Source organism: Stenotrophomonas sp. YJH_SMC_19, assembly GCF_059367915.1.
The window spans coordinates 144,072-164,401 of the sequence record NZ_JCAFRI010000003.1 but is presented as its reverse complement, the minus strand read 5'-3'; the positions used below and the strand labels follow the sequence as shown (position 1 = coordinate 164,401).

Annotated in this window: 18 protein-coding genes and 1 pseudogene; 9 read left to right on the top strand and 10 right to left on the bottom strand. The window is 67.6% G+C overall.

Features of this window, described 5'->3' with window-relative positions; genetic code table 11:
* Nucleotides 1-3 precede the first annotated feature (3 nt).
* The gene (locus tag AC5P5R_RS05305) at nucleotides 4-831 is read right to left on the bottom strand and encodes an ABC transporter ATP-binding protein (RefSeq protein ID WP_100438861.1); all 828 of its coding nucleotides are present in this window, start codon (nucleotides 829-831) and stop codon (nucleotides 4-6) included.
* Nucleotide 832: 1 nt separating this feature from the next.
* Nucleotides 833-1,954 (bottom strand): ABC transporter permease, encoded by a 1,122-nt coding sequence (locus tag AC5P5R_RS05300; RefSeq protein ID WP_005408002.1) that lies wholly within the window; start codon nucleotides 1,952-1,954, stop codon nucleotides 833-835.
* Nucleotides 1,955-2,047: 93 nt separating this feature from the next.
* On the opposite strand from AC5P5R_RS05300, the gene AC5P5R_RS05295 reads away from it, so the two are divergent.
* A complete protein-coding gene (locus AC5P5R_RS05295) occupies nucleotides 2,048-3,307 on the top strand; it encodes a threonine/serine exporter family protein (protein ID WP_005408003.1) in 1,260 nt (419 codons plus the stop codon).
* Nucleotides 3,308-3,390: 83 nt separating this feature from the next.
* On the opposite strand, the pseudogene AC5P5R_RS05290 reads toward AC5P5R_RS05295, so the two are convergent.
* The 3 genes and pseudogenes from AC5P5R_RS05290 to AC5P5R_RS05280 all read right to left on the bottom strand — a co-directional run.
* Nucleotides 3,391-3,771, bottom strand: a pseudogene (locus AC5P5R_RS05290) (H-NS histone family protein); the annotation flags it as partial.
* A gap of 224 nt (nucleotides 3,772-3,995) precedes the next feature.
* On the bottom strand, nucleotides 3,996-5,699 hold the full coding sequence (locus AC5P5R_RS05285; RefSeq protein ID WP_099561836.1) for a proline--tRNA ligase: 1,704 nt from the start codon (nucleotides 5,697-5,699) through the stop codon (nucleotides 3,996-3,998).
* Between the two features lie 679 nt (nucleotides 5,700-6,378).
* Nucleotides 6,379-6,753 carry a DUF4124 domain-containing protein gene (locus AC5P5R_RS05280; RefSeq protein WP_060379973.1) on the bottom strand — a complete coding sequence of 125 codons (375 nt, stop codon included), beginning with the start codon at nucleotides 6,751-6,753 and terminating at the stop codon, nucleotides 6,379-6,381.
* Nucleotides 6,754-6,833: 80 nt separating this feature from the next.
* On the opposite strand from AC5P5R_RS05280, the gene pssA reads away from it, so the two are divergent.
* Genes pssA through rimI form a run of 3 tightly spaced genes read left to right on the top strand, consistent with a single transcriptional unit; the run spans nucleotide 6,834 to nucleotide 8,610 of the window.
* Complete coding sequence (gene pssA, locus AC5P5R_RS05275) at nucleotides 6,834-7,610, top strand: CDP-diacylglycerol--serine O-phosphatidyltransferase (protein ID WP_012479098.1); 777 nt, start codon at nucleotides 6,834-6,836, stop codon at nucleotides 7,608-7,610.
* Nucleotides 7,607-8,116: a hypothetical protein gene (locus tag AC5P5R_RS05270; protein ID WP_099527094.1), complete on the top strand. Its 510-nt coding sequence runs from the start codon at nucleotides 7,607-7,609 to the stop codon at nucleotides 8,114-8,116. Before pssA ends, AC5P5R_RS05270 begins: the two co-directional genes overlap by 4 nt.
* Nucleotides 8,113-8,610 carry a ribosomal protein S18-alanine N-acetyltransferase gene (gene rimI, locus AC5P5R_RS05265; protein ID WP_032964690.1) on the top strand — a complete coding sequence of 166 codons (498 nt, stop codon included), beginning with the start codon at nucleotides 8,113-8,115 and terminating at the stop codon, nucleotides 8,608-8,610. Before AC5P5R_RS05270 ends, rimI begins: the two co-directional genes overlap by 4 nt.
* 104 nt (nucleotides 8,611-8,714) lie before the next feature.
* On the opposite strand, the gene AC5P5R_RS05260 is transcribed toward rimI, so the two are convergent.
* The 4 genes from AC5P5R_RS05260 to AC5P5R_RS05245 form a co-directional block, all read right to left on the bottom strand.
* Nucleotides 8,715-9,536, bottom strand: coding sequence for an EamA family transporter (locus AC5P5R_RS05260; RefSeq protein WP_012479101.1), 822 nt, complete (start codon nucleotides 9,534-9,536; stop codon nucleotides 8,715-8,717).
* A 150-nt stretch (nucleotides 9,537-9,686) separates the two neighbouring features.
* Nucleotides 9,687-12,515 carry a valine--tRNA ligase gene (locus tag AC5P5R_RS05255; protein WP_100438862.1) on the bottom strand — a complete coding sequence of 943 codons (2,829 nt, stop codon included), beginning with the start codon at nucleotides 12,513-12,515 and terminating at the stop codon, nucleotides 9,687-9,689.
* A 72-nt stretch (nucleotides 12,516-12,587) separates the two neighbouring features.
* Complete coding sequence (locus tag AC5P5R_RS05250) at nucleotides 12,588-13,013, bottom strand: DNA polymerase III subunit chi (RefSeq protein WP_005408012.1); 426 nt, start codon at nucleotides 13,011-13,013, stop codon at nucleotides 12,588-12,590.
* 82 nt (nucleotides 13,014-13,095) lie between these two features.
* Entirely contained in the window at nucleotides 13,096-14,574 is a 1,479-nt protein-coding gene (locus AC5P5R_RS05245) for a leucyl aminopeptidase (RefSeq protein WP_005412193.1), read from the bottom strand.
* Between the two features lie 104 nt (nucleotides 14,575-14,678).
* Here AC5P5R_RS05245 and lptF point away from each other — a divergent pair, with 104 nt between their 5' ends.
* From lptF to AC5P5R_RS05230, 3 genes are read left to right on the top strand one after another with little or no spacing between them, the layout of a single operon-like run.
* A complete protein-coding gene (lptF, locus tag AC5P5R_RS05240) occupies nucleotides 14,679-15,761 on the top strand; it encodes an LPS export ABC transporter permease LptF (RefSeq protein WP_005408014.1) in 1,083 nt (360 codons plus the stop codon).
* Nucleotides 15,758-16,864 (top strand): LPS export ABC transporter permease LptG, encoded by a 1,107-nt coding sequence (gene lptG / locus AC5P5R_RS05235; protein ID WP_005408015.1) that lies wholly within the window; start codon nucleotides 15,758-15,760, stop codon nucleotides 16,862-16,864. Before lptF ends, lptG begins: the two co-directional genes overlap by 4 nt.
* Before the next feature lie 54 nt (nucleotides 16,865-16,918).
* Nucleotides 16,919-17,791, top strand: coding sequence for a hypothetical protein (locus AC5P5R_RS05230; protein WP_100438863.1), 873 nt, complete (start codon nucleotides 16,919-16,921; stop codon nucleotides 17,789-17,791).
* Between the two features lie 92 nt (nucleotides 17,792-17,883).
* Here AC5P5R_RS05230 and AC5P5R_RS05225 read toward each other — a convergent pair whose 3' ends face one another.
* Nucleotides 17,884-18,375, bottom strand: coding sequence for an RDD family protein (locus AC5P5R_RS05225; protein WP_032966420.1), 492 nt, complete (start codon nucleotides 18,373-18,375; stop codon nucleotides 17,884-17,886).
* Nucleotides 18,376-18,431: 56 nt separating this feature from the next.
* Here AC5P5R_RS05225 and xerD point away from each other — a divergent pair, with 56 nt between their 5' ends.
* Together xerD and AC5P5R_RS05215 are read left to right on the top strand one after the other, a co-directional pair.
* Nucleotides 18,432-19,409 (top strand): site-specific tyrosine recombinase XerD, encoded by a 978-nt coding sequence (gene xerD / locus AC5P5R_RS05220; protein ID WP_100438864.1) that lies wholly within the window; start codon nucleotides 18,432-18,434, stop codon nucleotides 19,407-19,409.
* A gap of 100 nt (nucleotides 19,410-19,509) precedes the next feature.
* Entirely contained in the window at nucleotides 19,510-20,292 is a 783-nt protein-coding gene (locus AC5P5R_RS05215) for a DsbC family protein (protein ID WP_024958538.1), read from the top strand.
* Nucleotides 20,293-20,330 lie beyond the last annotated feature (38 nt).

Below are 20,330 nucleotides of genomic sequence, written 5' to 3'. Positions count from 1 at the left end.
GGCTCAGGCACTCTCGATCTGTTCGCCGCGCGCGGCACGCGCACGCGGTCCGTGGAAGTATTCCTGGATCCACGGATGATCCAGTTTCTCGATGTCCGGCAGTGGCGCGTTGGCCACCACTTTGCGGTCGGCGATCACCGCGACCCGGTCGCAGATGGCGTACAGCGTGTCCAGGTCATGGGTGATCAGGAACACGGTCAACCCCAGTGCTTCCTGCAGGGTCTTGATCAGGCGGTCGAAGGCGGCCGCGCCGATCGGGTCGAGGCCAGCGGTCGGTTCATCCAGGAACAGCAGCGGCGGATCCAGCGCCAGCGCCCGGGCCAGGCCGGCGCGCTTGCGCATGCCGCCGGACAGCTGCGAGGGCAGTTTGTTGATCGCATCGGCGGGCAGGCCGGCCAGCTTCACCTTCAGCAGCGCCAGTTCGTAATGCCAGCGCTCGGGCAGTTCGCGGTGGTGCTCCTTCAGTGGCACCTGAACGTTCTCGCCCACGGTCAGCGAAGAGAACAGGGCGCCGTCCTGGAACAGCACGCCGGTGTTGCGCTCGATGTGCAGGCGGCTCTCGGCATCGTCGGCACGCGCGTCGCGGCCGAGCACTTCGATCTGCCCGGCATCGGGCACGCGCAGGCCGAGGATCGAACGCATCAGCACCGATTTGCCGGTACCCGAGCCACCCACCACGCCCAGGATCTCGCCACGGCGCACCTCCAGGTCCAGGTCTTCATGCACGGTCTGGCTGCCGAAGCGGTTGACCAGCCCGCGCACGCGGATGGCCAGGTCGTGGCCGTCGCCGTCCTGCATGGGTATTTCTTCGGGAGTCGGATGCGTGCTCATGTCACCAGTCCATGTGCATGAACCACAACGCCGCGAAGGCGTCGATGATGATCACCAGCGAGATCGTCTGCACCACGCTGGAGGTGGTGCGTTCACCGACCGACTGCGCCGTGCCTTCCACCTTCAGCCCTTCCAGGCAGCCGATCAGGCCGATCACCAGCGCGAACACCGGCGCCTTCGACAGGCCGACCAGCATGTGCCGCACTTCCATCGTCTCGTGCATGCGCGCGATGTACATCTGCGGCGGGATGTCGAGGTCGAACGCGCCGACAGTGATGCCGCCGGCCAGGCCCGCGATCATCGCGATGAAGGTCAGCAGGGGCAGGGTGACCAGCAGCGCCAGCAGGCGTGGCAGCACCAGCAGGTCGATCGGATCCAGGCCCAGCGTGCGCATCGCGTCGATTTCCTCGCGCGCCTTCATCGCGCCGATCTGCGCGGTGAACGCACTGGCGGTGCGGCCGGCCAGCACGATCGCGGTCAGCAGTACCGCGAACTCGCGCAGGAAGGCGATGTTGACCAGCTCGACCACGTAGATCTCGGCGCCGAAGTCGCGCAGGATGGTCGAGCCGAGGAAGGCGATCACCGCGCCGACCAGGTACGACAGCAGCGCCACCAGCGGTACTGCGTCCAGCCCGACCTGCTCCATCTGGTGGACGGTGGCGGTCAGGCGGAAACGGCGGGGCTCCTTGACCAGGCGTGCTGCCTTGACCAGGTTCTCGCCGAGGAAACTGCACAGCGCCTTGATGTTGTGGCCAGTGGCATGGACGCTGACACCGAGCCGTTCCAGCGCCGCCAGCACGCCGAAATCGCGCTTGGGCCGGGGCCGGTCGTCAGCCACTTCCTCGATGGTGCAGACCAGTGCCTGGTGGTCCGGCCGGAACTGCAACGCGTCCTCGCCAAGGTCGGCGCGATGCGCTACGCGCAGTACCTGCAGCACGCCGGCCGAATCCATCTTCTCGATGCCGGTGGCGTCGATGCCGGTCAGCGTGTCGGGAACGCCGCGCAGGACTTCGGCCGCGGCCAGCGCGGTCTTCAAGGTCCAGGTGCCGGACAGGCGGATCAGGCCCGGGTCATGGGCATCCTGTTCGAGCTGGGGGGCGTGGTTCGGGGTCACTTGGGCCATTCGGGTCGCAGCATAACCGTTCTGTCTGGGGCATCGCGTCGAACCCGGATGAATTTATCCAGTGCGGCCCGGCAGTAGGTAATACTACGGCGCATGTCCGCAGACGCTCACACGATCCCCACGCCCCAGGCCACCTACGCGCAGCGCGTGGCCTTTGTTTCCGAGATCGCCGGACGCCTGCACAGCTACGGCACCACGGCCCAGCGCCTGGAAACGGCAGTGGTGGCACTGGCCCGCCAGCTCGATCTGGATTGTGAACCGTGGTCGAATCCCACCGGTATCATCCTCAGTTTCAGCGACCCGGCACAGGCGATCGGTTCCAGCGACATCACCCGCGTGATCCGCCTGGCACCCGGCGAGAACGACCTGCACAAGCTCAGCGTCGCCGACCATATCGCCGAGGAAGTGGCCAACGGGCGGATGAGCATTGCCCAAGGCCACACCGCACTGCGCCAGTTGGACAAGGATCCGGGCCGGCGCGGCAAGCTGCGCACCATTCTTTCATTCACCCTGGGCGCGGCCGGCGTGGCCGGCATGTGGAAGCTGCCGTGGCTGGACATCGCCACCGCCGGTGTCATCGGGCTGATGATCGGCCTGCTCGGCATGGTCACCGACCGTCGCCCGGCCACCCGTGAAGCGGCCGAGGCGCTGGCGGCGCTGCTGGCCGGCATGGTCGCAACTCTGGTCGCGTCCTTTGTCGGCGCACTCAACCTCAACACGGTGATCATCGCCTCGCTGGTGGTGCTGCTGCCGGGCATGTCGCTGACCAATGCGGTCAATGAACTCGCCAGCCAGCATTGGGTCTCCGGTACCGCGCGCTTCGCCGGCGCGTTGACCACCATCATGAAGCTCAGCGTGGGCGCGATGATCGCGGTGACCCTGGCCGATGTACTCGGCCTGGACCCGGTGATCCGCGCCACGCGGCCGCAGGGGCCGTGGGTGGAGTGGGGTTCGCTGCTGACCGCGGCATTCGCCTTCGCGATGCTGTTCAAGGCCAACCGGCGCGATTACCCGTGGGTGATCGCAGCCTCGGTGGCGGGTTACGCGATCTCCAAGTTCGGCGGGCACGCCTGGGGCGCGCCGGCCGGCATCTTCCTGTCAGCGATGCTGCTGACCGCCGGTGGCAATCTGTTCGGCCGCCTCGTTGGCCGCCCAGGAGCGATCATCCGCCTGCCCGGCATCATCATGATGGTGCCCGGCAGCACCAGCCTGCGCGGCGTGCTGACCCTGGTCCAGCAGCAGGACGTTGGCGCGGGCCAAAGCGTGTTCCTCACCGTGCTCAACGTGGTGATGGCGCTGGTGGCCGGCCTGCTGTTCGGCAACCTGCTGATGCCGGCGCGCAAAACCCTGTAGGTGTGGACCGTTGGCCCGCACACCGAAGAATGAAAAACGCCGGCTTCCGCCGGCGTTTTTCATTGCATCCCGATCCGGCCTCAGACCTTCTTGATCAGGAAATCTTCCGGCTTCTTGTTGCCCTTGGCGGTCAGCTCGGCCATCCAGCGCGGCTGCTTGCCACGACCGGTCCAGGTTTCCTTGGGGTTGGCCGGGTTGCGGTACTTCGGGGCAACCTTGCCCAACTTGCGGCCGGCGGTCTTGGACGGTGCCTTGGCTGCCGGGGCGGCTTTGCGCGCGCGCGGTGCCGGGGCGCCGCCGAACAGTTCTTCAATGGTGTAACCCTCGGTCTTGGCCAGCTTGGTCAGCTGGGCCCGGACCTTGGTGATTGGCCGGCGCTTGGCGACGATGGTCTGCTGCTTCTTGGCGGTACGGATCAGGGCGCCCAGCTCGCGTGCCGACAGGCCGGTCAGGTCAATGCTCATTTACGGTTACTCCGGAAACTAAAATGTGGACGGGACGAGCCAGTCCATGGCGTCGCGGGACAGAATAAAGATGAATTAATCACAGCACAAATGCAGGCGGGTCATGGCCTGGCAGCATCCCGGCTGCATTGCGTCGATTTTGACCGGATTATGTCCGCTGCAATATTGCTCAACTGGGCGACAGGCAAAAAAAAAGACCGAGGCGTGCCCCGGTCTTCTCCTGATCAGCCCTGCAGTCGCTGCAGCAGGGTGGCCTTGTCCAGGCTTTCCGCTTCGCTGGCGCGGCGCGAGCGGTACTCGTAGGTACCGGCGGCCAGGCCGCGCTCGCTCACCACCACGCGGTGCGGGATGCCGATCAGTTCCATGTCGGCGAACATCGCACCCGGGCGCAGGCCACGGTCGTCCAGCGCGGCATCGAGGCCGGCGTCGCGGAGTTCCTGCAGCAGGCTGGCAGCAGCATCGGCCACGGCGGCGTCGCCCCTCGGGTTGATCACGCACACTACCACCTGCCACGGCGCCATCGCGTCCGGCCAGATGATGCCGGCATCGTCATGGTTCTGTTCGATCGCGGCAGCCACCACGCGCGAGATACCGATGCCGTAGCAGCCCATCGCCATCACCGCCGCCTTGCCGTTCTCGTCCAGCACGGTGGCATCCAGCGCTTCGGCATATTTGCGGCCGAGCTGGAACACGTGGCCGACTTCGATGCCACGGGCGATCTTCAGTTCGCCACCGTCCAGCGCGCGGTCACCGGCACGCACGTTGCGGATGTCGGCCACTTCCGGTTCCGGCAGGTCGCGGCCCCAGTTGACCCCGGCCAGGTGGAAACCGGCTTCGTTGGCGCCGACGACGAAGTCGGACATCGCGGCCACTTCGCGGTCGGCGACCACGCGGATGGCCTTGGCCGGGGCGACCGGACCGAGGAAGCCCGGCACGCTGCCCAGGTACTCGGCGATTTCCGCCTCGCTGGCAAAGCGCTGTTCGTCCAGGCCGGCAACCTTGGCCAGCTTGATTTCGTTGACCTCATGGTCGCCGCGCACCAGCACAAGCACGAACTGCTGTGCTTCGCCTTCACCGGCGATCAGCGCCACCGACTTCACCGTGCGCTGCAGCTCGATGCCGAGCAGCGCCGCGACGTCCTCGCAGGTTTTCTGGGTAGGGGTGTCGACCTTGCGCATGGCTTCACTGGCAGCCGCACGCGGTGCCGGGTCGGCGGCGATCGCCGCTTCCATGTTCGCGGCGTAGTCCGAACCGGTGGAGAACACCAGCGCGTCCTCGCCGGAATCGGCGATGACGTGGAATTCCTGCGAGGCATCGCCACCGATCGCACCGGAGTCGGCCTGCACCATGCGGAAGTCCAGGCCGAGGCGGGTGAAGATGCGGCTGTAGGCCGACTTCATGTTCTCGTATTCGCGCACCAGGCACTCATCGTGCAGGTGGAACGAATAGGCGTCCTTCATCAGGAATTCGCGCGAACGCATCACGCCGAAGCGCGGGCGGATCTCGTCGCGGAACTTGGTCTGTACCTGGTAGAAATTCACCGGCAGCTGCTTGTAGCTGGACAGCTCGCTGCGCGCGAAGTCGCAGGCGGCTTCTTCGGCGGTCGGGCTGTAGCAGAACACCTGGTCCTTGCGGTCCTTGATCTTCAGCAGCTGCGGGCCGAACTTCTGCCAGCGGCCGGTCTGCTCCCACAGTTCCTTCGGCTGGATGGTCGGGATCTGGAATTCCACGGCACCGGCGCGGTCCATTTCCTCGCGCACGATGCGTTCAACCTTGCGCAGCACGCGCAGGCCCAGCGGCGACCAGGTGTACAGGCCCGATGCCAGCTTGCGGATCATGCCCGCGCGCAGCATCAGCCGGTGGCTGGTGAGCTCGGCGTCGCTGGGGGTTTCCTTGGTGGTGTGCAGGTGGAACTGGGAGAGGCGCATCGTCGGCTTCGGATAACGGCAGAGACGCCTATTCTGCCAGCCCGGCCGGGGAGAGGGGTATCGGCAGGGCTGCGCCCTGCACCCGCAGTAGTGCCGGCCGCTGGCCGGCAACCTCAGAAGCAACTGCCGAAGCAACAGCGGGCTTCCCGTGGGAGGCGGGGTGGGTCCGGTTGCGGGAGACGCCGTAAACCCATCCCTGGGGGCTTGGCCGCGGCATCCATGCCGCGGACACTCCCGCAACCGGACCCACCCCGCCTTCGACAGTTTCCTGCGAGCTGTCGGAATGGCTCCTGGGGTCAGATCCGTTTTCCGCAGGAAAACGGATCTGACCCCGGATTCAATTCGAGATCTGACAGATTTCATCCACGCATGGCGTGGATCTACCACCGTCACCAGGAACCTGTCGGGGGTGGGGCGGTGTGGGTTGGCAGGACCGTTGGCGCCATGGATGGCGCCATCGAGCCCCCAGGGGTGAGGGCGCTTTGCTTGCGAAGCACTGCTTCGCAAGCGCCCGAACGCACAGCCGCCAGCGGCTGGGCCGGACCCCGGAAGGGGGGGTTACGGCGTGTCCTGCCAGCCCACACCGCTCCGCCAAACCAGTAGAAAACCAGAGCCGCTTTGGCATTTGACGTTGCCGTTGCTTGAAGCAGGTGCAGGGCTGCAAGCCCTGCCGATACCCTCACTCCGCCGGGCAGTACGCCTTGATGGCCGCTTCAGCCAATCCTTTCTGCGCGCTGCGCTGTTCCGCGGTCAACGCGGTATCGGCCTTCCCGTCGCCATTGGTGTCCTGCATCACCTGGCCGGAGCCTTCCAGCAGGGCCAGGTTGGCACGGGCGGTGCTGCACTGCTCCGGCACCGGCGCGGCCGGGGTCTCGGCGCTGGCCGCGGCCTGCGGGGTGCGGGCCTGTTCGCGGGTCTCGAACTTCTTGCCCGCCGGCGGGGTCTCCGAATACTGGGTCACGCCATGGGAGTCCTTCCATTTATAGACCGGGCCGGCCACGGCGTTGGCACTGGCCAACAGCAGCAGGCATCCAAGGCAGGACAGGGCACGCATGGCAAACTCCGCGGAATGGGCGTAGAACGCCGATTGCAGCATTGGCGCCGAGCACTGGCAAGTCGATTAAACTGGATTCCATGGACCCGATCACACCGCCGCCGCGTTCGCGCACGATTTACCTGCTGCCCAACCTGTTCACCACCGCCGGCCTGTTCGCCGGCTTCTACGCGATCATCGCCGCGGCCAACGGGGATTTCGTCAATGCCAGCATCGCCGTGTTCGTGGCGGCGGTGATGGATGGCCTGGACGGGCGCGTGGCGCGCCTGACCGGTACCAGCAGCGAGTTCGGCGTCCAGTACGACTCGCTGGCCGACCTGGTCAGCTTCGGCATGGCCCCGGCGCTGGTGATGTACCACTGGTCGCTGTCGTGGCTGAAGTTCGATGACCCGCTGCTCGGCCGCGTCGGCTGGGCCGTGGCCTTCCTGTATGCCGCCTGCGCGGCGCTGCGCCTGGCCCGCTTCAACACCCAGGTCGCGGTGGTCGACAAGCGCTGGTTCGTCGGCCTGGCCAGCCCGGCCGCGGCCGGGCTGATGATGTCCTTCGTCTGGGCCTTCGCCGATGGCAACCTGGGCTGGGACGGCAACCAGCTGCGCTACGTGGCGCTGGCGGTGACGATCGTCGCGGCGCTGTTGATGGTCAGCCGTATCCGCTTCTGGAGCTTCAAGGGTGGCGGCGCCAAGGGCACCCGTTCCGACCGCGTGCCGTTCCTGGTGCTGGCCCTGGTGCCGGTCGCCATCGCCATCGCGGTCATTGATCTGCCGCGCGTGCTGTTCACGGTCGGCATCCTGTACGCCTTGTCCGGCCCGGTGATGTGGGCCGTGCAGCGCCTGCGCAAGAAGCCCGAGGCCGCGTGAGCCAGGAACTGCCCGTGCTGTGGTCACCGGCCCAGCAGGCCTGGCTGCAGGCCATGGGCTACACCGTCTATCACGACGGCCAGTTGGCTGCGGAGCTGGATGCCGCGCTGCAGTTGAGCGTGGCCGAAGCCGATGCGGCTGCCGCGCCAGCGGTGGAGCAGGTGCGGGCACCAATCGCACCCGCGCGCGAGCCTCCGGTTGAAGCCAAACCGGGTTCCCGCCAGGAACGCCCGGTGCCGCCGCGTCGCGAGACCCCGGTCAGCGCACCGGACACCGCGCCCGCCGCTGCCCGCCCGCTGCCGGGTGGCAGTGCGCGGCAGCCGGTGGTGCGGCTCCCGGATCGCCTGCAGATCGCATTGCTGCGTGCCTCCGGCTGTAATCCCAACGACCCTGCCACGCAGGCGCTGATGGACAGCTGGCCGCTGGACCAGCTGCGTCAGGACCCGGCCGCCAAGCGCGCGTTGTGGCCGCAACTGCGCGCCCTGCGCAAGCGGGGCGCACCATGAGTGCGGTCAGCCAGCCCGGCCCGGTCAGCCTGCGCGCATTGCGCGAGAGCGACCTCAATGCGGTGATGGCGATTGAAGTGCGTGGGTATCCGTTCCCATGGACCCGCGGCATCTTCGTTGATTGCCTGCGTGCCGGTTATCCCGGCCTGGCGATGGAGCGCGATGGCCAGCTGATCGGCTACGGCGTGCTCAGCATTGCCGCCGATGAGGCACATGTATTGAACATCTGCATCGATCCGCTGGCGCAGTCGCGTGGGCTGGGTCGTCAACTGCTGCGCGCACTGGTGCAGCTGGCAGGCAACCGCGGTGCGCAGCGTGTATTCCTGGAAGTGCGTCCGTCCAACACGCCGGCGCTGGCGCTGTACCACAGCGAAGGCTTCAACGAGATCGGCCGTCGTCCGCGCTACTATCCGGCCGCACAGGGCCGCGAAGACGCGGTGGTGATGGCGATCGAACTGGTCGACGGCGACCTGCAGACGATGCCGCCGTTGTAACGGAGAAGGGTTGCCGGCCAGCGGCCGGCACTACCGGTGGATCTCCGCTGTCATCGACACGTCACCTGCCGTGGTAGGTGCCAACCTTGGTTGGCACGCTTTTCTCACGCCAGCCGCAGTGCCAACACACCGCCGACGATCAGCGCCGCCGCCAGCCAGCGCGCGCGCGGAATCCGCTCGCGCAGCAGGAACACCGAGATCAGCAACGCGAACAGGATCGACGATTCGCGCAGCGCCGAGACCATCGCCACCGGCGCCTGGGTCATGGCCCACAATGCCATCGCGTAGGACGCCGTGGTGCCGACGCCACCGGCCAGTCCCAGCGGCCAGTGCTGGCGCGCATAGTCCAGCACTGCGCTGCCGCGGGTGTACAACGCCCACAGCGGTAATGGGATGCCTGACAGCAGGAACAGCCACAGCGTATAGCTGAGCGCACTACCGGACTGGCGCGCGCCCTGCGCATCGACCAGGGTGTAGGTAGCGATCATCGCCGCGGTCAGCAGCGGCAGCCGCAGCTGGCCGCCACGTGCGCCCAGTGCCATGCACAGGATGCCGGTGCTCACCAGCACCACGCCCAGCCACGCCGCCGGGGGCAGTTGCTCGCCCAGCAGGGTGCCGGCCAGCGCAACCAGGATCGGCGCGCTGCCACGCATCAGCGGATAGGCCAGGCTCATGTCGACCTGCTGGTAGCAGCGTGCCACCAGTCCGTAGTAGGTCACCTGCAGCAGCACGGACGCAGCCAGCCAGGGCCAGCTGTGCGCGGCCGGGAACGGCAGGAAGGGCAGGGCGGCCGCCGACAGCAGCGCGGCGCTGCCGGTGACCAGCACGGTGCCGAGGAACTTGTCCGGCCCGCGTTTGACGATCGCATTCCAGCTGGCATGCAGGGCCGCAGCCGCGAGGACCAGCAGGAAGATGGAAAGAGGCATCGGGCGATGATGCCATGCCGGGGAAATGTTCCGGGTTTGGTGGGTGCCAACCTTGGTTGGCACATCGCTCAGTGCGGACCAAGGTCCGCACCCACCAGAGCGGGGCAGGGCAGGTGCCAACCCTGGTTGGCACGCACCAGAGCGCGGCGCTTAGAGCTTCGCGCGCTGCTCGCGCAGGCCGGCCAGCTGGGTGTTCCAGTCGGCCAGTCGCACGCGCTCCTGCTCGACCACGGCCGGCGGCACCTTGTCGGTGAACTTGGCCAGCTTGGTCTCGCTCTTTTCCTTCTCCGCTTCGACGCGGGCGATTTCCTTGTCCAGGCGCACGCGCTCGGCATCGAGATCGACCAGGCCTTCCAGCGGCACCAGCAGCTTCAGCTCGCCCACGATCGCGGCGGCGGCCGGCGGTGCGCTTTCGCCTTCGGCCAGCCACTGGATGCTGTCCAGCTTCAGCAGGAACGACAGCGAGGCGCTGAAGCGTTCGATGCGCACGCGGTCCTGCTCCAGCCCGGCCTGCAGGCGCAGCGGCACCAGCTTGGACGGCGCGACGTTCAGCTCACTGCGCACGCGGCGCACGGCACTGATCACCGCCTTCAGCCATTCCACGTCGGCCTCGGCCTGGGCGAAATCGCCTTCGAACTCGGCGGCGGTCGGGTACGGGCGCAGCGACAGCGTGGTTTCGGCCAGGCCCAGGCGCGGGGCCAGCTGCTGCCACAGCTGTTCGGTGATGAACGGCGTGAGCGGGTGCAGCAGGCGCAGCAGCGCTTCCAGCACATACAGCAGGGTGTGGCGGGTGCTTTCGGCGTCGGCGGCGTCTGCACCGTTCAGTGCCGGCTTGCTCAGTTCCAGGAACCAGTCGCAGAACGCGTTCCAGGCGAACTCGTACAGGCACTGCGCCAGCAGGTCGAAGCGGTAGGCGGCGAAATGGCCCTGCGCTTCGGCGGTGGTGGCGGCCAGGCGCGCGAGGATCCAGCGCTCGGCATCGGTACGCGGCCTGGGAACGCCGGTGAACGCCGCGCCCTCGGTGTTCATCAGCGCGAAGCGGCTGGCATTCCACAGCTTGTTGCAGAAGTTCTTGTAGCCCTCGGCGCGGTTCATGTCGAACTTGATGTCGCGGCCGTGGGTGGCCAGCGCGGCGATGGTGAAGCGCAGCGCATCGGCACCGTGGGCGGCGATGCCGTCGGGGAATTCCTTGCGGGTGGCCTTCTCGATCTTCTCCACCATCTTCGGCTGCATCAGGCCGCCGGTGCGCTTGGCGACCAGGTCGTCGATGCTGATGCCGTCGATGATGTCCAGCGGGTCGAGCACGTTGCCCTTGCTCTTGGACATCTTCTGGCCCTGGCCGTCGCGGATCAGGCCGGTGAAGTAGACGTCCTTGAACGGGATCTTCCCGACCAGGTTGTCGGTGGCCATGATCATGCGCGCCACCCAGAAGAAGATGATGTCGAAGCCGGTGATCAGCACCGACGACGGCAGGTAGCGGTCGAAGCCACGCTCGGCCATGGCCTGCTCGTTGGGCCAGCCCAGGGTGGAGAACGGCCACAGCTGCGAGGAGAACCAGGTCTCCAGCACGTCGCTTTCCTGGTTCAGCACCACGTCGCTGCCCAGGTTGTGCTTCGCCCGCACTTCCTCTTCGCTGCGACCGACGTAGCAGCTGCCGGTGGCTTCGTCGAACCACGCCGGAATGCGGTGGCCCCACCACAGCTGGCGGCTGATGCACCAGTCCTGGATGTTGTTCATCCAGTGGCGGTAGGTGTTGATCCAGTTCGGCGGCACGAAGGAAATGCTTCCGTCCTCGACCAGTTCCAGGCCGCGCTTGGCCAGGTCGTCCATCTTCACGAACCACTGGTCGGTCAGGTACGGCTCGATCACCTGGCCGGTGCGGTCACCGCGCGGCACCTGCAGCTTGTGCGCCTTGGTCTCGACCAGGATGCCCAGGTCTTCCAGTTCGGCCAGCACGGCCTTGCGCGCGGCGTAGCGGTCCAGACCCTGGAAACGCTCCGGCGCGTTTTCGTTCAGCGCTGCCACCGGGGTGAACAGGTTGATCATCGGCAGGCTGTGGCGCACGCCCACTTCGTAGTCGTTGAAATCATGCGCTGGGGTGACCTTGACCACGCCGGTGCCGAACGCGCGGTCCACGTAGTCGTCGGCGATCACCGGCACGCGGCGGCCGGTCAGCGGCAGCACCACGCTCTTGCCGATCAGGTGCGCGTAGCGCTCGTCTTCCGGGTGCACCATCACCGCGGTATCGCCCAGCAGGGTTTCCGGGCGGGTGGTGGCGACCACCAGGTAGTCGCGGGTTTCGCGCAGGGTTTCCACGCCGTCGGCATCGCGCTCGACGTGCTCGTAGCTCAGGCCCTCATCCAGCGTGTAGGCGATCGACCACAGGAAGCCGTCTTCCTCGGCGCTCTCCACTTCCAGGTCGGAAATGGCGGTCTTCAGCACCGGGTCCCAGTTGACCAGGCGCTGGCCGCGGTAGATCAGGCCCTGCTCGTACCAGCGCACGAAGGCTTCGTTGACCGCCGCCGACGGCTGCGGGTCCATGGTGAAGGTGCTGCGCGACCAGTCGGCGGAGGTGCCGAGGCGGCGCATCTGGCGCTCGATGGTATCGCCGGACTGCTGCTTCCACTCCCAGACCTTGCCGATGAAGCCTTCGCGGCCCAGCGAATCACGGGTCTCGCCCTTGCCTTCCAGCGCCAGGTTGCGGCTGACCACCATTTCGGTGGCGATGCCGGCGTGGTCGGTACCGACCTGCCACAGCGTGTCGTAGCCGCGCATGCGGTGGTAGCGCACCAGCGCGTCCATCAGGGTCTGCTGGAACGCATGGCCCATGTGCAGCGTGCCGGTCACGTTCGGCGGCGGCAGCAGGATGGTGTACGGCTCGCCCTTGCCGGACGGCTTGAAGTGGCCGGCCTTCTCCCAGGCCTCGTAGAGGTCGGTCTCGAAGGACTTCGGGTCGTAGCTGGAGGCGAGTTGGGTCATGCGGGGGAACCAGGAGGTAATCGTTGAAGGATCAGGGCGCGGCGGCGGCCCATCAAGGGGGCCGGGGCGCGCTTACATGTCGTGCTTGTTCAGCTCGTAACCGGCGGCCTTGTACTGGCGCCAGCGTTCGCGCAGCGGTTCGCGCGCTTCCGGATCGGCCGGGACCACTTCCAGCACGCGTTCGCACTGGCCCAGCCAGGGTTCATCGCGCAGGTTGATCACCAGCGGGCGTGCCGGCGCGTCGGTGCCGGGTACGGCGATCAGCACCAGGGCCTCTTCCTCGTCCATGTCTTCGCCGGCGATCTGGTGCGGGATGTAGGCATCGTTGTCGAACGCCCACAGCAGCTCGTCCAGCTCCTCGGCCTGGGCCTGGTCGCGGGCCAGCACCAGGGTGAACAACCCGGCGTCGTTGGCCTTGCGCGCCAGTTCGCAGACCAGGCGCAGCGGCTCGGTCAGGAAGCGGGGCTTGGCGATCAGGTAGAAGTCGGCGCGGGGCATGGCAGGATCCGGGTCAGGCAGGGGCCCGGCGGTGCCGGGCGAGGCCCTGGCCAGCGGGGGCCGGCCAGGGTCGGGTACGGCATCAGGCGCGTGCGGCCTGGTCCAGCAGCCACTGGCTCAGCAGGCCGACCGGGCGGCCGGTGGCCATGCCACGCTTGCCTTCATCGCTGGCCACGCCGGCGATGTCCAGATGGGCCCAGCGCTGGCCTTCGGTGAAGCGCGACAGGAAGCAGCCCGCGGTGATCGCGCCGGCCCAGCGGCCGCCGATGTTGTAGACGTCGGCGAAGGTCGAATCCAGCATCGGCTGGTACTCGTCCCACAACGGCAGGCGCCAGGCGCGGTCGAACACATGCTCGCCGGCGGCCAGCAGTTCATTGGCCAGGTCGTCGTGCTTGCTCATCAGGCCGGCGGTCTGGTGGCCCAGGGCGACCATGCAGGCACCGGTCAGGGTGGCGACGTCGACCAGCGCGGCCGGTTCGAAGCGCTGCGCATAGGTCAGCGCATCGCACAGGATCAGGCGGCCTTCGGCGTCGGTGTTGCCCACTTCGATGGTCTTGCCCGACATCGAGGTGATCACGTCGGACGGGCGGTAGGCGTTGCCGTCGATGGCGTTTTCCACCGCCGGCACCACCACCACCAGGTTCAGCGGCAGCTTGGCCTTGACCGCGGCGACGAAGGTGCCGATGACGTTGGCGCCACCGCACATGTCGTACTTCATCTCTTCGATGCCGCCCTGGGTCTTCAGGTTGACGCCACCGGTATCGAAGGTGATGCCCTTGCCGACCAGCACGTACGGCTTGGCGTCGCCGCCGCCGGTCCACTTCAGCACCACCAGGCGCGGGCGGTTGGCCGAACCACGGGCCACGGCCAGCAGCGAGCCCATGCCCAGCGCTTCCATCTGGTGCTCATCGAGAATCTCGGCCTCGGCACCGTCATGCTCACCGGCGAACTTCACGCCCACCTCGGCCAGGTAGGCCGGGGTGCAGTAGTTCGGCGGCAGGTTGCCCAGCTCGCGGGCGAACTCGACACCGGCGGCGATGGCCTGGCCCTGGGCCAGGGCCTGGGCGTCGTCACCGGCGATGGCCAGCTGGGCCAGGCCGGCGTCGTCGGCCTTCTTCTTGCCCAGAGTGGCGGTGTAGCGGTAGGCAGCGTGATCGGCGGCGATCACCGCCTGGCGGATCGCCCAGGCCGCGTCGCGGTCCTTGATGGCCACTTCGGACAGGGTGAACAGTGCGCTGCGGGTAGCGCCCGCTTTCAGCGCGCGCACGGCGTCGCCAACGGCCTTCAGGTACTGCGGCACACCGAAGCGGGCGGCGTCACCGAGGCCGACCACCAGCACGCGCGGGGCGGACACGCCCGGCAGGTCGTGCAGCAGGGTGGTGGCGCCGGTCTTGCCGGACAGGTCGCCGCGCTGGGCCAGCGAGGCCAGGCGGCCGCCGCTGGCGGCGTCCAGGGCCTGTGCGGCGGGGGTCAGGGTATGGTCGGCATACGCGCCGACCACCAGGCAATCAACGGCGGCGGCGGCCGGAGCAACGTGGTTCAGGGTGAATTCGAGGGCCATTGAGCAGATTCCATTGGCGAGTCCGTACAATCGCAGGCCGTTTACGCCCAGACAGTAGACTGGGCGGCACCGCGAACGAACCCCAGAGTTTAAACCACCGCCCCATGCTGAAGCTCGACCGATACCTGCTGGGCGATTTCGTCCAGAGTTTCCTGGCTACCCTGATCGTCCTGCTGGTGGTCAGCGTGGGCGGCGTGCTGGTGGACATCCTCGGCAACATCGCCGACGGGCGCCTGCCGGCCAAGCTGCTGTTCTCCCAGCTGGGCCTGCAGTTCATCGCCTACCTGCCACTGATCCTGCCGCTGGCGTTGATGCTGGGCCTGCTGCTGGCGGTGGCCCGTCTCTACCGCGACTCGGAAATGGCCGTCATCACTGCCATTGGCGTGGGCCCCAAACGCCTGCTGCGGCCGCTGCTGATGCTGGTGGTGCCGGTGGTGGCGCTGGTCGGCGCCTGCTCCTTGTGGCTGGGCCCGTGGGCCGGCCGGGTGGCCGAGCAGATGATCATCGAGGCCAATCGAAGCGTGCTGATGGCGGGCCTGGAGCCGGGCCGCTTCACCCAGCTGCCCAATGGTGGCGTGGTCTACCTGTCCTCGATCTCGCCCGATGGTACCCAGCTGGGCCGGGTCTTCCTGCAGCGGCAGAAGGACGATCGTCTGGAAGTGGTGTCCGCCGCAGGGGGGCGCATGTTCTTCGAAGGCGCCCGCCAGCGCTTCCTGGAGCTGGATGATGGCCACCAGGTGGAAGGACCGGTGGCCGGGGGGCTGGATTACCGTCTGGCCACCTTCGCCCGCAACGATGTGGCCCTGCCCGACGGTGCGCAGACCCGTACCGGCGATGATCCGGAACTGATGCCGACCACGCAGCTGTTCGGCGATGACCGGCCCGAGGCGCAGGCACAGCTGCATCGCCGCCTTGCCCCGCCGTTGATCGCGCTGGCGTTTGCGCTGCTGACCGTGCCGCTGGGCCGCAGCTCGCCGCGCCAGCAGCGCTACGGGCGGATGATGCTGGCGCTGATGGCCTACATGGTGGGCACCAACCTGATGTTCATCGGCAGTGGCTGGATCGCCAACGGCAAGATTCCGCCTGCGCTTGGCCTGTGGTGGCTGACCCTGCCGCTGCTGGCGCTGGCGATCTGGATGTATGCACGTGATGGCCGCCTGGGCCGCCCGAAGGGAGCCCGCGCATGAGACTGCGCCCGATGCGTTTCGACCTGTATCTCGGCCAGTCGGTGTTCACCACGGTGCTGCTGACCTGGGCCGTGCTGGTGGGCCTGGACGTGGTGATGGCGTTTTCCGGCGAGTTCAAGGACATCGGCAAGAACGGCTACACCCTGGGGCATGCGGCCGCCTGGGTGCTGTATACGGTGCCACGCCGTGCCTACACCATGTTCCCCACGGCTGCGGTGATCGGTGCACTGATGGGCCTGGGCCAGCTGGCCGCGACCTCCGAGCTGACCGCGCTGCGTGCGCTGGGCCTGTCGCGCAAGCGCCTGAGCGTATCGGTGGCCATCGCCCTGTCGTTGCTTACCGCAGTGATGGTGCTCAGCGCCGAGACGCTGGGCCCCTGGGGCCAGGACCGTGCCGATGCGCTGAAGTCCAGTGCCAAATGGGGGCGGGACATCTCCACCACCCGCTATTCCGGTTTGTGGGCGCGCGAGGGCGATACCTTCCTCAGCGCCGCCGGTGGCGAAGAGCAGCTGGTGGGCGACAAGGGCACGCGGCTGATCCTGCGTGACGTGCGCCTGTATCGCATTGCCGAGGATGGTCGGATCGCCTCGCTGACCCATGCGGACACGGCCGAGCATGACCGTGACGGCTGGGTGCTGACCGGCGTGCGCCGCGATACCTTCGGTGAACGTTCGGCCACGCGCGAGGAAGTGGCGCGCGAGCCGTGGAACTCCAAGCTGGACGCCGGCGCGCTGGCCACCGGCATCGCCAAGCCGCGCAACCTCAGTGTGGCCGAGCTGCGTACCAGCATCGAATACCGCGAGCGCAACGGTCTGGACGCGCGCGACTACGAGGATGTGTACTGGAGCCGCTGGTTCTACCCGGTGAACGTGCTGGCGCTGTGCCTGGCGGCGGTGCCGTTCGCGTTCGGCTCGCTGCGCAGTGGTGGCATGGGCAAGCGCCTGTTCCTCGGCATCCTGTTCGCGCTGGGCTTCTGGCTGCTGCAGCTGTTCTTCGGCCGCATGGCCGGCGCGTTGAAGTTCGATTACCGCATTGCCTATGCGTTGCCGCCGATCGTGATGCTGGCGATATCGGGATTGCTGTTCCGACGCAAGTCGGGTTGATTCCCAGGGAGCCGGGCAAGGCCCGGCTGTTTCCGTTTCACTTCAAGGACGAACATGAGCTTCCAACGCTTTCTGCCGTACATCGCGGCCGTGCTGCTTTCTGCCGGCTGCAGCCGGTCCACCGTCGACTTCGAGATCGACAACCCGACGGATGCACCGCTGACCTTGTCGGTCGACCAGCAGGTGCATACCCTGCCGCCGCACACCTCCATGCCCCTGGTCCTGGAGCCGGGCCAGTACCGGCTGCAGAGCGAGAAGATCGGCAGCGTACGCATGGTTGTCTACGCCGATGGGATCGGTGGGTTGATCAACCCGGCCATGGCCGAGTACGTGATCGTCACCGAGCAGTACGTCACCAGCAAGACCAACTCCGGTGGCCTGGCGTCGAAGATCGAACTGAACGACGTGGAGATCGAGGGCCCCTACGTGAAGGCGACCGGTATGTTCATTCCGCGTCGTTGGGACGTTGGGCTGATGGGGGAGCTGCCCGATACGGTGGTGTCCAACAGCCCGGATACCTCGTCCGACTACCGGACCAAGCTCTACAACGTGCCCGGCTTCTTCAAGTACCTGGACGCCGGGGAAGACCTGAAGGCGGCCTTCGGGCCGGGCGGCTACCAGGTGCCGGCGGCATCGGTGGCATTCACCCCGGCCCAACTGCCGGCGCTCCCGGTGGCCTATGAGGCTCAGGGCAAACCGATGCGCGACCTCTATGCGCGCTATCTGGCGGCCACCGACGCGGGGGAGCAGAGGCGCCTGAAGAAGGCCAGCCTGAAGCTGTGGCAGGACTTCGTAAAGACCCGTGCGCAGTTGAGCGGACAGTCGCCGGTGGCCGATGATGTGCAGGCCAATGCGTTTGCGTCCGCCTTCTTCGACCTCTGGACGCAGCCGGCGGTGATCCTGCCGGACCCGGCGCCAGCCGGCTGATCGCTGCGTTGATCGTGTAGAGCCGAGCCCATGCTCGGCTATCGAGTGCATCGCGAAACTGCCGAGGATGGCTCGACGCTACTGGATGCGCATCAGCGCTTGGGCATGCGCACCACGCGGGTGCCGCTGGCGCGGTCGTGCCAGGTCAGCCGCTGGCGGTCAGCCCATGCCCACCAGAATCCCAGGCCGCCCAGCAGCAGCGACAGCGTGCCCACCACGAAGCGCAGCCAAAGCTGCGTGCGTCGCAGGGGCGCGCCATCACTCGATTCCAGCTTCAAGCGCCACGGTCGCATGCCCAGCGTCTGCCCACCACGGCGCCAGCTGGCCGTGGCATACCACCCCGTGACCAGCCAGCACACCGCCCACAGCAGCCACTGCCAGGCGCTGAACGGTGCGATGTTCTCGCGCTGGGCGTGGCCGCTGAAGGTGTAGGCAAGGGTGAACAGGGTGCCGGCCAACATCCACAGCGCCAGCACCGGCAGCGCGTCGTAGACCATCGCCAGCACGCGCCACAGCAGCAATGCACGCGGGCGGGGCAGCTCGGTAGTGGCCGCAGGGGCCGTATCAATGGCGGGGCGGGACATGCGCCGAGCATACGCAATGCTGGCCGCATCCGCAGTGGCCCTCGTATCCTGCACGCATGGCCCTTGTTTCCACCCCCGCCGAACGCCGCCAGCTGGTCCAGCAACTGCCCGAACTGCGCGCCGACGACAGTATGCGCATCCAGCGCTTCCTCGATGCGATCTGGGCCGAGAACGGTCTGGCCCGCGCCACCCTCGACAGCTACCGGCGCGACCTGGAAGGGCTGGCGCGCTGGATGGATGGGCGCGATGGTGGCCTGGCCGGCATCGAGCGCCCGGGGTTGTTCGACTACCTGGCCTGGCGCACCCGTCATGGCTGGTCGCCGCGCAGCAATGCGCGGTTGCTGTCGGCGCTGCGGGCGTTCTTCGCCGATGGCGTGCGCCGTGGCGAACGCGGCGAGGACCCCAGCGCGCTGCTGGATCCGCCCAAGCTGCCACGATTGCTGCCCAGGGCGCTGGCCGAAAGCCAGATCGACGCGCTGTTGGCAGCGCCGGATATCGACAGCCCGCTGGGCCTGCGCGACCGCGCCATGCTGGAGTTGATGTACGCCGCCGGCCTGCGCGTGAGCGAGCTGGTGCTGCTGCCGGCCACCGCGGTCAACCTGCGCCAGGGCGTGCTGCGGGTCACCGGCAAGGGCAGCAAGGAACGGCTGGTGCCGCTGGGTGAGGAATCGCAGCACTGGCTGGAGCGCTATCTACAGGCATCGCGCCCGCTGCTGGTCGGCAAGGGCAAGGTGCAGGCGCTGGCCGATGGGCAGACCCCATTGTTTGTCGAGCCGACGCTGCATGCGCTGACCCGGCAGGCGTTCTGGCACCTGGTCAAGCGCCACGCGCAGGTGGCCGGCATCGACCCGGCGCGGATCAGCCCGCACGGCCTGCGCCACAGCTTCGCCACCCATCTGCTCAACCGCGGTGCCGACCTGCGCGCGCTGCAGATGCTGCTTGGCCACAGCTCGTTGTCGACCACCCAGATCTACACCCTGGTGGCGCGCGAGCACCTGCAGAAACTGCACGCCCGGCATCATCCGCGCGGCTGAGCCGTGTCCTGAACCCCGGCCCCGGGCGGTGCGCGGCGTCGCGGCCCGGTGCCGGTGGCTGTGTCAGAATCCGGGGTCTTCTTCTGTCGCGGACTGCTCCATGCTCCGATTTGCCATCGCCGCCGTGTTCGGTGCGCTCAGCCTGACTGCCTGCGCCCAGCCGGCCCCGCCAGCCGCCAAGGCGCCTGCCGCTGCTGCCAAGCCCGGCCCGGCCGCCAACGCGCCTGCCGACCAGGCCGTGCGCGCCGCGTTGACTGCCCTGAACCCCGGTTTCAAGGTGGACTACATCGGTGCCGCGCCGTTCCCCGGCTTCCGCGAGGTGGTCGTTTCCGGCCAGCTGCTGTACGTGTCCGACGACGGTCGCTACCTGTTCCAGTCGCAGCCTTACGACACCCGTGCCAAGGGCCCGGCCAACAGCGAAGGCCTGCTCGGCTACCGTCGCGATCTGCTGGCCAAGGCCAACCATGGCGACCGCATCGTGTTCGCCGCGCCGAATGCCAAGTACACCATCAGCGTGTTCACCGACATCGAGTGCGGCTACTGCCGCAAGCTGCACCAGGACATCGCCGAGCTCAACCGCAACGGTATCTCGGTGGAGTATCTGGCATTCCCGCGCATGGGCCTCGGCAGCAAGGACTACACCGACATGATCTCGGTCTGGTGTGCGGCCGATCGCCGCCAGGCACTGACCAACGCCAAGCGCGGTGGCAGCGTGCCGGCAAAGAACTGCACGAACCCGGTGGCGATGCAGTACGCACTGGGCCAGCAGCTGGGCGTGAACGGCACGCCGGCGATCTTCGCGCCGGACGGCACCCAGCTGGGGGGCTACCTGCCGCCGGCGCAGCTGCGCGCGGCGCTGGAAAAGCTGTCGGCCAAGCGCTGATCGCCGCCGACCTCTACAGGTGGGAGGCCGGGGATGCG